This window comes from Actinoallomurus sp. CA-150999 (genome assembly GCF_050942425.1).
Lineage (GTDB): Bacteria > Actinomycetota > Actinomycetes > Streptosporangiales > Streptosporangiaceae > Actinoallomurus.
In genome coordinates this window covers 5,929,527-5,943,184 of the sequence record NZ_CP192063.1, presented here as the reverse complement: position 1 = coordinate 5,943,184, position 13,658 = coordinate 5,929,527, and the positions used below count along the sequence as shown (strand labels likewise).

Genomic DNA, 13,658 nt, shown 5'->3' with positions numbered 1-13,658 from the left:
AACGTATGTTACGTTAACGCGACCATGGACGTCGTACGGGACCGCACTTCCGCCAAGCCCTGGCTCATAGCACTCGCCCTCACCGCCTTCGCCCTGCAGACGGACGATTTCGTCATCGTGGGGGTACTGCCGTCGATCGCACGCGATCTGAAGGTCAGCGAGGCCGCGGCCGGTCAGCTCGTGAGCGTCTTCTCGGTGATGTGCGCGGTGATCGGGCCGCCGGCCGCCGTCATCACCGCGTCATGGTCCAGGCGGCATGTGCTCATCGGCGGCCTGCTGCTGTTCTGCGCCGCCGGCTTCGCCGTTCCCCTCGCCACGTCGTACCCCGTCCTGATGGCACTGCGGATCGTGGCCGCACTCGCGGCAGCGATCACCTTGCCCACCGTGTTCGCGGTCGTCGCCGCGCATTCCCCGCCCGAACGGCAAGGCCGCCACCTCGCCACCGTCATGACCGGGCTGACCGGCGCCGTTGTCATCGGCGTTCCCCTGGGCACCTGGACCGGCGCGGCGTTCGGCTGGCAGGCGACCTTCGTGCTCGGCGGGCTCCTCGGCCTGGCGGCGCTGGTCTGCGTACACGTCGCCGTGCCGCGGACTCCATCCCCGCATGCCGCCGGCCTGGCCGATCGGCTCAGCCCGCTGACGCGTCCGGCCGTGCTGGGCGTGCTGCTCGCAGCCGTCGTCGCCGTGCTGGGAAATCTGATGTTCCAGACCTATCTCGCGTCATTCCTCCACGATGTCGCGGGCGTGACACCGGCCATGCTGGGTGGCCTACTGGCGTTCACCGGCGCGGCGGGCCTCGCAGGAGCACGGTTGAGCGGTGGGCTGGTCGACCGGTTCGGCCCGGCACGAGCGTTCCTTCTCGCGGTGGTGGTCTTCGCCGCCGCCATGCTGGGACTGGCGCTGTGCTGGTCCCTTCGGCCGGCGTACCTTCCCCTCATCGTGCTCCTCCTGCTGGTCTGGTCGGCAGCCGCATGGGCCGTTCCGCCACCCGTACAGGCCCGCATCCTCGCGCTGGCCGGACCAGACGCCGGACCCCAGGCCCTGGCGCTCAGCAGCAGTGCGGTCTACCTCGGGTCCTCACTCGGTGCCGGTCTCGGCGGCTGGCTGCTCAGTACGCACGGTTCCGGAGCGCTCCCGCTCACCGCCGCTTTCAGCGCCCTGGCGTCCTTGGCCTTGTTCGCCGCTACCGAACGCCGTACAAGATGGCGCGGCCGGCGGGGACGCCCGGCGCATGGCCCGCGCCCGCCGCGGTCGGCGGGAAACAGAGTTGGGCGGACGTGACCCCGGCTGGTAACGTGCGGGCCGCCGTGACATCGCGCGAGGAGGTGAGACCCATGAACGCTGTACGCACGTGGGTGCTCCCGCTCGCCGTCACGGTCGGGCGATTGACGTAGGTGTCGCTGGGAGCGCCTCGACAACAAGGCAATCCCGAAAGGCAACACCTATGCATACTGTGCGTTTCACCGCGGAGACATCGTCGAACAGCGTCCTTGAACGCGACTTCGTCGTGGGCGAGGTCGCCGGCGTGCTCTGGTCGCCCGCATCCGGTTCCGATCGTGCGCCCCTCGTGCTGATGGGTCACGGGGGCGGCCTGCACAAGAAGACGCCGGGACTCATGGCCCGCGCCCACGACACCGTGACCAGGTGGGGTTTCACCGTGGTCGCCATCGATGCGCCCGGACACGGCGACCGCCCCCGTACGGCGGAGGACGAGCAGGCCCGCGCCGACCTCAGTCAGGCGATGGAGGCGGGCGAGACCGAGCGCTTCGAGGCGGTCAGCGTCCGCTACAGCACCTCCTTGGCGGAGCGTGCCGTACCGGAATGGCAGGCGACCCTGGACGCCCTTCAGAAACTGCCCGAGATCGGCACCGAGGCGCCGATCGGCTACGGCGGTGGCATGTCGTTGGGCACCGCGATCGGGATACCGCTGACGGCGGTCGAACCCAGGATCACCGCCGCGATCTTCGGTGGCGGGTTCTTCGCGCACGAGGCGCTGATCGAGGCGGCGAGGCGGATCACCGTCCCGGTCCAGTTCCTGCTCCCGTGGGACGAAGAGTACGTCGACCGCCAATCCGTTCTCGCGTTGTTCGACGCCTTCGCCTCGAAAGACAAGACGTTGCTCGCCAACCCCGGCACCCATCGCCGCATGCGCTGGGTCGGCGTCGACGACGAGTTCTTGGTCCGGCATCTCGACCGGGCCGGCACGTCACCGGCCTGACCTGACGGGTATCGGCGTCCGGCCCACCCGCCGGGCGCCGACTCCTGCTTCCTCGCTGAAGGCGACAGCCAGTAGATGAGGACGAGGTCGGCGTATCGGCCCCAGCCCAGCGATGACTTTCGCGGTGAGCTCGCCTCTGTACAGGTATGAGCCCAACGCGCCAGTCACAGACCACGGCGGTGGTCACCGGAGCAGGTCGCGGCTTCGGATCGGCGATCGCCGCCGCGCTGATCGACCAAGGTCACCAGGTCGTCGGCGTTGCGCGCACCGCCGACGCATTGGCGGAAGTGCGCCGACGCTTGGGTGCGGCGTTCGTCCCGGTTGTCGCCGACGCGACCGACGCGGTGACCGCACGCACCCTGATCGAGCAACACCAACCGACGTTGCTCGTGCTCAACGCGGGCGCGACACCCGCCATCGGCCCAGTACACGAACAGTCCTGGGAATCGTTCAGCCGCAACTGGCAGGTCGACACCCAACACGCTTTCCATTGGATCCGCGTGGCACTGCGCCACCCGCTGACGCCAGGCAGCCTGGTGGTGGCGATATCCAGCGGGGCTGCCCTGCGCGGCTCACCGCTCAGCGGCGGATACTCGGGCGCAAAGGCGATGATCCGATTTCTCGCCGGATATGCCGCCGATGAATCCCGCCGCGCCCAGCTCGGCATCGGCTTCGCCACCGTACTGCCGCAACTGACGCCTGCCACCGAACTCGGCGCCGCCGGGGTCGCCGCATACGCCCAGCGGCAGGGAATCGACACCAACACATTCGCGGCGGCACTGCAACCGCTTCTCACGCCGGCCATCGTCGGCACCGAGATCGCGCGGCTGTGCCAGGACACCGACGACCAGGACGAGCACCGGGTGTACCAGCTCACCGGCCACGGACTTCACGCGATGGCGTGAACAACCAGAAAGAGAAGGTTATGTTGCTGGAAAACAAGAATGTCGTCGTCTATGGCGCGGGCGGCGCGGTCGGTCGTGCGGTGGCCCGCGGTTTCGCTCACGAAGGTGCCAGGGTGTTCCTGACCGGGCGAAATCTCGACGTCATCGACACGGTCGCGAAGGAGATCTCCGCCGCGGGTGGAGCGGTCGAGACCGCCGTGGTGGACGCCGGGGACGAGAAATCCGTGACCGAGCACCTGGACGCGGTCGTCGCCGACGCCGGCAGCATCGACGTGTCGTTCAACGCGATCGGAATCTCGCCCGTCGGATTGCAGGGAATACCGCTCACCGAACTGCCGGTCGAGAATTTCCTGCGCCCGATCACCACGTATGCCCAGGCTCATTTCATCACCGCGAAATCCGCCGCACGGCACATGATCGCCCGGCGATCAGGGGTGATCATGATGCACACACCCGAACCGGCCCGCTTGCCGCTGCCCCTGGTGGGCGGCATGAGCGTCGGCTGGGCGGCGATGGAAGGTCTCAACCGCGCGCTGTCGGCCGAATGGGCCCAGCACGGTGTTCGCGCGATCTGCCTCCGCACCACGGGCATGGTGGAGACACCGGTCATCGACGTCGTGTACGGGCTGCACGCCGACGCGCTGGGGATCACCAAGGAGCAGTTCACCGCGCTGGCGAGTGCTATGAGCCACCGCAAACGCCCGACCACGCTGGCCGAACTCACGGAAGCGGCGGTGTTCCTCGCCTCCGACCGGGCATCCGCGATGACCGGCACCGTCGCCAACCTGACCGGCGGAATCATCGCCGACTGACCCGACTCGCCCCGGCCGCCGTTTCGGCGGCCGGGGCATCCCTACAGAGGAGCAAGAGCAATGAACGATCTACTCGCGAGCGCCGTCGCCGCGCACGGTGGCGTGGACCGGTGGAACCGGATCCACACGATCGCTGTCGACGCCGCCATCACCGGGGCCTTCTGGCAGATCAAGGGACAAGGCGACGCGCTGACGAACGTCCGCTTCGAGGTGGACACCACGCGGGAACGGCTGACCATGGACTTCGTCGGCCACGACCGACGGTCGGTCTTCGAACCCGACCGGGTCGTCCTGCAACGACCGATCGGCACGGTGGTCGAGGCACGCGACGACCCGGAACGGTCGTTCGACGGCCACCAGTTCGAGACGCCGTGGGACGACCTGCATCTCGCGTACTTCACCGGGGAAGCACTGTGGACATACCTGAATACGCCGTTCCTGTTCACCTGGCCGGGGTTCGTCTGCGAGGAGATCGCCCCGATCGAGGCCGACGGTGAAAAATGGCGGCGGCTGAAAGTGACCTTCCCCGACCACATCAAGAGCCACACCCGCACGCAGGTGTTCTGCTTCGGCCCGGACGGGTTGCTGCGCCGCCACGACTTCACCATCGACATCGTCGGCCGGACGGTCGAGTCGCAGCTTTACGCCGCCGACTACCGCGACGTCGACGGCATCATCATCCCCGCCACGCGACGAGCCTACGCCCCAATGGGTGACGACCAGATCGTCTTCGTCGCCATCGACATGGCCGACATCGCCGTCCACTGATCCGAATTCATCTCACAAGAGATATCACGATGAACAACACCTACCGGGCCCAAGGTCGTCACGTCGGCGGAATGGGAGGACTCCCCCGACGGATACCCCCAGGTGCCGCGATATTCGTGGCTGAAGCGACACGGCGAATACGGCCCAACCGGGCGAGCCGCGCACCCCGCCACCACAGAATCGGCGGATCATGCACACCATGACTGAAGCCACGGCCGGCGACAAGGATTTCGGAAGCCTGAGCGAACCGTTCCGGCGTGAGCTGCTCGCCTACTGCTACCGCATGCTCGGCTCGGTCGACGAGGCCGAAGAGGTGGTGCAAGACGTCTACCTCGACGCCTGGCGTGCCTACGACGCGTTCGAGGGACGGTCGTCGCTGCGTACCTGGCTGTACCGAATCGCGACCCGGGCGTGTTTCAAGGCGCTGGAAAAAAGTAGACGCAGGCCTCTGCCCGCGGATCTCGGCGCCCCCCAGACAGACCTGGATGCGGCGCTCGGCGCACAAGCTCGGGAGGTGCCATGGCTGCAGCCGATACCCGACTTCCTGTTCACCACCGCACCGGCCGATCCGGCGACGGTCGTGGTGGAACGACAGACCATGCGGCTCGCGCTGGTGGGAGCGCTCCAGCAGCTGCCGCCGCGACAGCGAGCCGTGCTGATTCTCCGCGACGTGCTGCAATGGCGTACCGCCGAGGTGGCGCAACTGCTGGAGATGACGACAGCGGCCGTCAACAGCGCGCTCCAGCGCGCCCGAGCCCAGGTTCCGCTCAGCCAAGACGACCTGACCGAACCCGCCGAGCCACGACAGCGGGCCCTGCTCGACCGATACGTCACCGCCTTCGAAACCGCGGACGTCGATCAACTCGTCGCGGTATTGACCGAGGACGCCAGATGGGAAATGCCGCCGATCGCGACCTGGTTCGAAGGCCGCGACACCATCCTCGCCTTCCTGGCCAAACAGATGCGAGTGATCGGACCGGCCGCACTGGTCCCCACCTCCGCCAACGGACAACCCGCCTTCGCGGTGTACGCCCGCGGCCGCGACGGCGCACACCACCCACATGCGCTGCACGTACTGACTCTCACAACCGAGCGCGTCTGCCGGATCGTCGCGTTCCACGGCTCAGGGCTGTTTCCACTGTTCGGGCTCTGAGCGTTCGACGGCGGGGCCGTCGGATTCTGCGTTGGGTGGCCTCGATTGGAATCTACGGTCTGACCCGGCCGGCGCGGGACTCCAGGTAGCGTTGCTCGGCGATGCTGGCGGTGGACTTCGCGGCGCGCCGGTAGTGCTCGTACGCCCCGGCCAGGTCGCCGGTCTTCTCCAGCAGATGCGCCCGTACGGACAGCAGCCGGTGATGTCCGGCCATCCGCTCGTCATCGTCCAAGGTGGACAGCAGGGCCAGCCCGGCCGGCGGGCCCTCGGTCTCGGCGAGCGCGACCGCCCGGTTGAGGGTGACCATCGGGTTGGGCGCGATCCGTTCCAGGATCAGGTAGAGGGCGTGCACCTGCCGCCAGTTGGTCTCCTCGGCCGTGGCCGCGTCGGCATGCGTCGCGGCGATCGCGGCCTGCAGCTGGTAGGGCCCCAGCTCCGGACCGGCCAGGGACGCCTTGACCAGCTCGACGCCCTCGTCGATCAGCGCGCGGTCCCACTTCGTCCGGTCCTGCTCGTCCAGCGGCACCAGGTCGCCGGCCGCCGTCGTACGTGCCTCCCGGCGGGCGTGGGTCAGCAGCATCAGCGCGAGCAGGCCGGTCACCTCGCCGTCCTCGGGCAGTTGCGCGTGCACCATTCTGACCAGCCGGATCGCCTCGCGCGCGAGGTCGGGCCGATGCAGTGCACTGCCCGAGGAGGCGGCGTAGCCCTCGTTGAAGATCAGGTAGAGCACGTGCAGGACGACCTGCAGCCGCTCCTCGCGTTCCGCGCCGTCCGGCAGGCTGAATGAGCTGCCGGCGGCCTTGATGCGCTGCTTGGCCCGGCTGATCCTGGCCGCCATCGTGGCCTCCGGCACCAGGAACGCGCGGGCGATCTCGGCGGTGGTCAGGCCGCCGACCGCGCGCAGCGTCAGGGCGGTCTGGGAGGCCGCGGTCAGCGTCGGATGGCAGCACAGGAACAGCAGGACGAGCGTGTCGTCGGTGTCCGTTACGTCCTCGGGCGCCACCTCGGTGGCCGTCGCCGACTCCCGCTCGCGGCGGGCGTGGTCACTGCGCATCTGGTCGATGAGCCGCCGGGACGCGACGGTCACCAGCCAGCCGCGCGGGTTGTCCGGCACTCCCTCGGCCGGCCACTGCACGGTGGCGGCGAGGACGGCCTCCTGCACGGCGTCCTCACACCCTTCGAACTGGCCGTGCCGGCGTACCAAAACGCCGAGGACCTGCGGCGTGAGCTCACGCAGCAGGTCCTCGATAGCTGGTGCGGTCATGCTTCCAATTGTCCGTCAGCGAACATCACCTGCCGCACCTCGACCCCCAGACCCTCGATCGCGGTGTCCGGGATCTGCGCCGCCAGCTCGATCGCCCGCTCCTTGTTCTCGCAGTCGATCAGGTAGAAGCCGCCCAGGTACTCCTTGGCCTCCAGGAAGGGGCCGTCGGTCACGACCGGCTGGCCGTTGCGTACGGACACCACGGCGGCCTGTGACGGGTCGACGAGCGCCTGGGTGGTGATCAGCTCACCGGACTCCTTCAGCGCCTCGATGAACCTGCCGTGGCCGTCGCCGATCGCCGCCTTCTCCTCGTCGGTCAGCGCGTCCAGGACGGCCGGGTTGATGTGCATGCTGATCAGGAACTTCATCGTGTACTCCCTCGTGGTTCGCGAGCCCCGGTCGGGCCCTTCGACCGGTTGGTCGGAGCCACCGCCGTCGTCTTGACATCCCCCGCCGGAACTTTTCCGTGGATTCTCCCCCGTGCCGATGTCAAGAAGCTCTCGACCGCTCCGACCAACCGGCGAAACGTCGAGAGAACAGGGAGTTTTCGGATATGCGAGTCAACCGGGCGTGGCTGGGAGCGGCCCTCCTCATGCTGCCGACATTCCTCGTCGCGATGGACATGACAGCGCTGCTCCTCGCGCTCCCACGGCTGAGCGCCGACCTGGGCGCCACCAACGTCCAGCAGCTGTGGATCAGCGACGGCTACGGGTTCCTGGTGGCCGGCATGGTCATCACAATGGGCACACTCGGCGACCGGATCGGCCGTCGGCGGCTGCTGATCGTCGGCGCGGCGGCGTTCGCGGTGCTGTCGGTCGTGGCCGCCTTCGCGGTCGACCCGCTGATGCTGATCGTCGTGCGCGCGCTGCTCGGCGTCGCCGGTGCGACCCTGGCGCCGTCCACTCTTGCCTTGCTCACCAACATGTTCCGCGACGAACAGCAGCGCGGGAAGGCCATCGCGATCTGGGCGACCTGCCAGTTCACCGGCGGCGCGCTCGGCCCCGTGCTCGCCGGGTTCCTGCTCCAGCACTTCTGGTGGGGATCGGTGTTCCTGGCCGCCGTGCCGGTGATGGTGCTGCTGGTGCTCGCCGGGCCGGTCCTGCTGCCGGAGTTCCGCAGCGACGAGGCCGGAAGGCTGGACCCGGCCAGTGTCGGGATGTCGCTGGTGGCGGTGCTCTTGATGGTCTACGGCATCAAGCAGCTGAGCGTCGAGGGCGTGGGAGTCGTGCCGGCGGTGGCCCTCGTCGTCGGCGCGGTCATCGGATACCTGTTCGTACGCCGGCAGCTGCGGCTGGAGACGCCGCTGCTGGACCTGCGGTTGTTCCGCAACCGCCCGTTCACGGCCGTCATCGTGGCGCTGGTCTTCGCCGGCATCGCCATGGCCGGCACGGGCCTGCTCGTGACCCAGTACCTGCAGAGCGTGCTGGGCTACTCGCCGTTCGCCTCGGCGATGCTGTTCGCGCCGATGGGCCTGGGCGTAGCGGCCGGCACCATGACCGCGCCGGTGCTCGCCCGGCGGATGAAGCAGACGACCGCGATCGCCGGCGGGCTGGTCATGTCGGCGCTGGGCAGCCTGCTGCTGGTCGCCGTCGGCGGTACGGGCGCCCTCCCGCTGGCGATGATCGGCATCGCCGTACTGGCGCTGGGCACCGGCCCGCTGTTCGCGCTGGGCACAGGGCTGGTCGTCGGATCCGTGGCGCCGGAGCGCGCCGGCTCGGCGGCGTCGATGTCGGAGACCGGCAACTACTTCGGAGGCTCGCTCGGCCTCGGGCTGCTCGGTGTGGTCGCCGCGGTGGTCTACCGCAGCCTGATGCACGGCACGTCCGACTCGCTGGCCGGCGCGGTCGCCGCCGGCCGGCGCCTTCCCGCCGGCCAGGGCGCGGAACTGCTGCACACCGCGCGGGCGGCGTTCACCGCGAGCCTGCATGTCACCGGCGTCATCGCCGCGGTCATCTTCGCCGGGCTGGCCGTACTGACCCTGACCATGCGCCCGGCGCCCCGGATTGCCCCGGCCGCACTCCCCGACTACGAGGCGACCCGCTCATAGTGCCGCGTCAACCAACGCGATGCCGACGGCCGGACGCGCCAAAGATCGATCTTCCTGGCCGGAGACTCACCGTCATTCGCCCTGGTCGGCGCGCATGCCTTTCCAGAGCAGGTCGGTGAGGTCCTCCGACTGGCTCTGCCAGTCTTCTCTGGGGTTGAGATGCAGCAGGCCGCTCAACGCGCGCAACACGGTCGGCGGATCCACGCCGGCTCGGACCGAGCCGGCGCGGACGTTGGCCTCCAGCAGCGTGGAGACCGCGCTGACCATGGCCTCGTAGGCCTTTGCGAACAGTTCCTCATGGGAGGTCGTGGCGGTGCGGAGGGCGTCGGCCAGACCGCGCTTGGTCATCATGTAGCGCGCGAGGTGGCCGGTCCATGCGCGGAAGGCCTGCTCCGGTGTGTTCGTCTCGAGCAGGGTCGGCACGACGTCGACGAGGTGTTGCACCTCGCGGCGGTAGACGGCCAGGACGAGCACCTCCGGTGTGGGGAAGTGCCGGTACACGGTGCCGACGCCCACCTCCGCCTTCTTCGCGATGGCGTTGAACGAGATCTCGCCCGACGTCGTCAGCGACTCCAACGCCGCCGCGAGAATGCGCTCGTGGTTGCGCCGCGTGTCCGCGCGCCTGGGATTGACCGCTCCCGTCGTCATCGTTCGTCCCTCCCCGGCAGCGCGTCGCGGTCTGCCCACGTGAAATGTAGTGCACCGACGGGCTTGGACCGATGCGCGCGTTGCGCGGACCGCCGGGGGCGCGGATCCATCATTGCAAAGCGGATAAGAATCCGATAGCTTCGGGAGCATGTACCGGATAGATATCCGGTTCCGTTCGGCGACGGGCCCCCGACGTGGGCGGTACCGCGCTGCGGCTGGTGATCATTCACACCGCCGAGCCGTCCGACGCGGAAGTCCAACGGTGGTTCGCGGGAAAGAGATTCGGTGGATATCTCCCTCGAAATCAATGGCAGTACCGAACAGCTCAGCATCGATCCCGGCGTGACATTGCTGGACGCGTTGCGTGAACGCCTCGGCATCACGGGCCCGAAGAAGGGCTGCGACCGCGGACAGTGCGGCGCCTGCACCGTGCACGTCGACGGCAGGCCCGTGCTCTCCTGCCTCACCCTGGCCGCCACGGTCAAAGCATCGGTGACGACGGTGGAGGGCCTGGCCACGGACGATCGGCTGCACTCGGTCCAGCAGGCGTTCGTCGACCAGGACGCCCTCCAGTGCGGGTTCTGCACGTCCGGCCAGATCATGTCGGCGGTCGCAGCGGTCGAGCAGGACGTCGAGGACGTCCGGGAGTTCATGTCCGGCAACATCTGTCGCTGCTCGGCGTACCCGAACATCGTGGCCGCCGTCGACCAGGCGAGGCGAGCCGATGCGACCGTTTGATCTGTCGGCGCCCGCGACCGTGGAGGCCGCCCTCGCCTCGACCGGGACCTTCCTCGCCGGCGGCACCACTCTTGTCGACCTGATGAAGCTCAACGTCATGACGCCGCGGCATGTCCTGGACATCAACGCGCTGCCGTTGCGTGGCATCGACACCAGCGACGGCCTGCGGATCGGGGCGCTGGAGCGGATGAGCGACGTCGCCCGGCATCCCGGCGTGTACCCGGCCATCTCCCGCGCCCTGCTGCAGAGCGCCTCCCAGCAGCTGCGCAACATGGCCAGCATCGGAGGCAACCTGCTTCAGCGCACCCGCTGCGGCTACTTCCGCGACGTCACCATGCCCTGCAACAAGCGCGAACCCGGCAGCGGCTGCCCGGCCGTCTCGGGGGCCAACCGGACACACGCCGTCCTGGGTACGAGCGACTCGTGCGTGGCGACGCACGCCAGCGACCTCGCGGTCGCCCTCGTCGCCCTGGACGCGGAGGTCCGGCTGGCCGGCGCCTCGGGAACCCGCACGGTCCGGCTGGCCGACTTCTACCGCCTGCCGGGTGAGACGCCGGAGGTGGAGAACGACCTGCGGCCCGGCGAGCTGATCACCGAGGTCGTGGTTCCGCGGCTGGACTGGGCCCGACGCTCCACCTACGTGAAGGTGCGGGACCGGCAGTCGTATGAGTTCGCGCTCTGCTCCGCCGCCGTCGCCTTGGACATCCGGGACTCGCGCGTCGTCGACGCCCGGGTGGCCGTCGGCGGCGTGGCGACCAGGCCGTGGCGGCTGGCCGCGGTCGAGGCGGCCCTGCGCGGCGCGCCCGCGACGGAAGCGGCCTTCGAGGACGCCGCGTCGGTGGCGGCCGAAGGAGCCAGGCCGCTGCCCGGCAACGGCTTCAAGGTGTCCTTGCTGAAACGGACCGTCGTTCGTGCGCTGATCGAGGGGAGTCGCTGATGCCCAGCCGGCTGGACGGACCGCTGAAAGTCACCGGCCAGGCCACGTACGGGGCGGACAACAACCTTCCCGGCATGGCGCACGGCTGCATCGTGGTCAGCACGATCGCCCACGGCGAGATCCGCGCGATGGACCTGACGGCGGCCAGGAGCGCGCCGGGGGTGATCGACGCGTACTCGCCGTTCGACCCGCTGGACCTGCGGACACCGAACACCCTGTTCGGCGAGACGTGGGTTCCCCTGCAGGACAAGGAGGTCACGTACTACGGCCAGCCCATCGGTCTCGTGGTGGCGGAGACGTACGAGCAGGCCCGGGACGCGGCGATGACCGTGGAGGTCACCTACCACGAGCGTCCGGCCCTGACCTCGTTGCGGGACGGTCTCCCGTCCGCCGAAGACGCGCCGCCGAGCCGCGACGGCTCGCCCTCGACCATGGCCATTCTCGCGCCGGGCGTCTCCTCCATCGAGGACGCCCTGGAGGCCGGCCCGGTGGTCGTCGAGGCCACGTACTCCACCGCGACCCAGAACCATGCCGCGATGGAGCCGCACTCGGCGGTCGCGGTGTGGGACTCCGGCGCACTCACGGTCTACAGCGGAAACCAAGGGGCCAACCTCCAGGCGATGGAGCTGACCGAGGCGCTGAATGTGGATCCGTCGTCGGTACACTCGGTCAACCCGTTCGTGGGCGGTGCCTTCGGCGGCAAAGCCCGTACGTCCGTCGCGGCGTTTCTCGCGGCGGCGGCGGCCAGGGCCCTCGACCGGCCGGTCAAGGTCGTACTGAGCCGGGAACAGGTCTTCACCGCGACCGCGACCCGCGCCGCGACGATCCAGAAGATCGCCCTCGGCGCGGCCACGGACGGCTCACTGAACGCGATCCGCCACGACTCGTGGTCCGCTACGCCGATGGACCGGTCGTTCGTCGAACCGACCTCGCACAGCACCAGGGAGTACTACGCCACCCAGAACCTGGCCATCAGCCAGAAGATGGTGCCGCTGAACATTCCGCCGACCACGTTCATGCGGGCGCCCGGCGAGGCCCCCGGGTCGTTCGCGCTGGAGAGCGCCATCGACGAACTGGCGGTCGCGCTGAACATGGACCCGATCGAGCTGCGCATGAAGAACGACTCGACCGCGCCGCTGGGCAAGGACCTGCTGTGGTCGGGCAAGCATCTCGAGGAGTGTTTCCGCATCGGCGCGGCCCGGTTCGGCTGGGCGCACCGCACGCCCCACGGTCACACCGACGGCGACTGGCTCGTCGGCCTTGGTACGGCCACCGCCATGTTCCCCGCCCTCCGCTTCCCGGCCTCGGTGGAGGTCACCCTGCGCAACGACGACACGGCCGAGGTGGCGACCAGCGGCGCGGATCCGGGAACCGGACTGCTGACGGTGCTCTCCCTGGTGGGCGCCGAATCGCTCGACATCCCACCGGCCCGGGTCACGCCACGGCTGGGCGACTCGGCCTTTCCGCCGGGCGGCATGTCGGGCGGTTCGACCGGCACCGCCAGCGCGGGCTCGGCGATCATGATCGCCGCGGCGCAGGTGATCGACGAGCTGCTGGCCCTGGCGTCCTCCCCGGGCGCGCCCTTCGAGGGCCTGGAGGTCTCCTACGCGGACGGCCGCGTGCTGGCGGACGGCCAGGCGATGACCTTCGGCGAGCTGCTCCGGACGGTGAATCGTTCGTCGATCTCCGCGATCGGCTCGTCGGCGCCCGGCGAAGAGCTGACGAAGCACTCGTTCAGCTCCTTCGGCGCCCAGTTCTGCGAGGTCCGGGTGCACAAGTGGACGCGCGAGACGCGCGTGTCCCGCATGCTCGGCGTCTTCGACGCCGGCCGGATCATCAACGCCAAGACGGCTCGCAGCCAGATCATCGGCGGCATGATCTGGGGCGTGTCCGCCGCCCTGCACGAGGGCCTGGAGATCGAGGAGAACGGCCGGCCGGCCAACGCCGACCTCGCCGGCTACCTGCTCCCGGTGAACGCGGACATATCCGATGTCGACGTCCACTTCGTGGAGTACCCGGACACTCTGCACAACACCGTCGGGGCCAAGGGCATCGGCGAGATCGGCATGGTGGGCATGGCGGCGGCGGTCGCCAACGCCGTCTACAACGCCACCGGCATCCGGGTCCGTCACATCCCCATCGTGATCGAGGATCTCCTGCCCTGAGTG

General features: G+C 69.1%; 13 protein-coding genes. 10 read left to right on the top strand and 3 right to left on the bottom strand.

Translation table 11 applies throughout. The features are described from left to right. The first annotated feature begins 24 nt into the window (after positions 1 to 24). From ACQP2O_RS27490 to ACQP2O_RS27465, 6 genes are all read left to right on the top strand, one after another. Positions 25 to 1,281, top strand: a complete 1,257-nt coding sequence (locus ACQP2O_RS27490) for an MFS transporter (protein WP_433190857.1) — start codon at positions 25 to 27, stop codon at positions 1,279 to 1,281. 163 nt (positions 1,282 to 1,444) lie between these two features. Next, entirely contained in the window at positions 1,445 to 2,218 is a 774-nt protein-coding gene (locus ACQP2O_RS27485) for a dienelactone hydrolase family protein (protein WP_433190855.1), read from the top strand. Between the two features lie 146 nt (positions 2,219 to 2,364). Beyond that, positions 2,365 to 3,123, top strand: a complete 759-nt coding sequence (locus tag ACQP2O_RS27480; RefSeq protein WP_433190853.1) for an SDR family oxidoreductase — start codon at positions 2,365 to 2,367, stop codon at positions 3,121 to 3,123. Next, positions 3,120 to 3,935 (top strand): SDR family NAD(P)-dependent oxidoreductase, encoded by an 816-nt coding sequence (locus ACQP2O_RS27475; protein WP_433190852.1) that lies wholly within the window; start codon positions 3,120 to 3,122, stop codon positions 3,933 to 3,935. Before ACQP2O_RS27480 ends, ACQP2O_RS27475 begins: the two co-directional genes overlap by 4 nt. A 60-nt stretch (positions 3,936 to 3,995) precedes the next feature. Next, on the top strand, positions 3,996 to 4,703 hold the full coding sequence (locus ACQP2O_RS27470; RefSeq protein ID WP_433190850.1) for a hypothetical protein: 708 nt from the start codon (positions 3,996 to 3,998) through the stop codon (positions 4,701 to 4,703). Positions 4,704 to 4,893: 190 nt separating this feature from the next. Then, a complete protein-coding gene (locus tag ACQP2O_RS27465; protein WP_433190848.1) occupies positions 4,894 to 5,856 on the top strand; it encodes a sigma-70 family RNA polymerase sigma factor in 963 nt (320 codons plus the stop codon). Between the two features lie 52 nt (positions 5,857 to 5,908). On the opposite strand, the gene ACQP2O_RS27460 is transcribed toward ACQP2O_RS27465, so the two are convergent. Both ACQP2O_RS27460 and ACQP2O_RS27455 read right to left on the bottom strand, forming a co-directional pair. After that, positions 5,909 to 7,120 carry an RNA polymerase sigma factor gene (locus tag ACQP2O_RS27460; protein WP_433190846.1) on the bottom strand — a complete coding sequence of 404 codons (1,212 nt, stop codon included), beginning with the start codon at positions 7,118 to 7,120 and terminating at the stop codon, positions 5,909 to 5,911. After that, positions 7,117 to 7,488 (bottom strand): YciI family protein, encoded by a 372-nt coding sequence (locus ACQP2O_RS27455; RefSeq protein ID WP_433190844.1) that lies wholly within the window; start codon positions 7,486 to 7,488, stop codon positions 7,117 to 7,119. Before ACQP2O_RS27455 ends, ACQP2O_RS27460 begins: the two co-directional genes overlap by 4 nt. Positions 7,489 to 7,673: 185 nt before the next feature. Here ACQP2O_RS27455 and ACQP2O_RS27450 point away from each other — a divergent pair, with 185 nt between their 5' ends. After that, on the top strand, positions 7,674 to 9,167 hold the full coding sequence (locus tag ACQP2O_RS27450) for an MFS transporter (RefSeq protein ID WP_433190842.1): 1,494 nt from the start codon (positions 7,674 to 7,676) through the stop codon (positions 9,165 to 9,167). Positions 9,168 to 9,239: 72 nt separating this feature from the next. Here the strand turns inward: ACQP2O_RS27450 and ACQP2O_RS27445 are convergent, their stop codons facing one another. Continuing rightward, positions 9,240 to 9,815 (bottom strand): TetR/AcrR family transcriptional regulator, encoded by a 576-nt coding sequence (locus ACQP2O_RS27445; RefSeq protein WP_433190840.1) that lies wholly within the window; start codon positions 9,813 to 9,815, stop codon positions 9,240 to 9,242. Between the two features lie 285 nt (positions 9,816 to 10,100). Here ACQP2O_RS27445 and ACQP2O_RS27440 point away from each other — a divergent pair, with 285 nt between their 5' ends. Genes ACQP2O_RS27440 through ACQP2O_RS27430 form a run of 3 tightly spaced genes read left to right on the top strand, consistent with a single transcriptional unit; the run spans position 10,101 to position 13,655 of the window. Beyond that, positions 10,101 to 10,553 carry a (2Fe-2S)-binding protein gene (locus ACQP2O_RS27440; protein WP_433190838.1) on the top strand — a complete coding sequence of 151 codons (453 nt, stop codon included), beginning with the start codon at positions 10,101 to 10,103 and terminating at the stop codon, positions 10,551 to 10,553. Beyond that, positions 10,540 to 11,490, top strand: coding sequence for an FAD binding domain-containing protein (locus ACQP2O_RS27435; protein ID WP_433190836.1), 951 nt, complete (start codon positions 10,540 to 10,542; stop codon positions 11,488 to 11,490). The genes ACQP2O_RS27440 and ACQP2O_RS27435 overlap by 14 nt, the downstream gene beginning before the upstream one ends. Then, positions 11,490 to 13,655, top strand: coding sequence for a xanthine dehydrogenase family protein molybdopterin-binding subunit (locus tag ACQP2O_RS27430; RefSeq protein ID WP_433190834.1), 2,166 nt, complete (start codon positions 11,490 to 11,492; stop codon positions 13,653 to 13,655). Before ACQP2O_RS27435 ends, ACQP2O_RS27430 begins: the two co-directional genes overlap by 1 nt. The last annotated feature ends 3 nt before the right edge of the window (positions 13,656 to 13,658 follow it).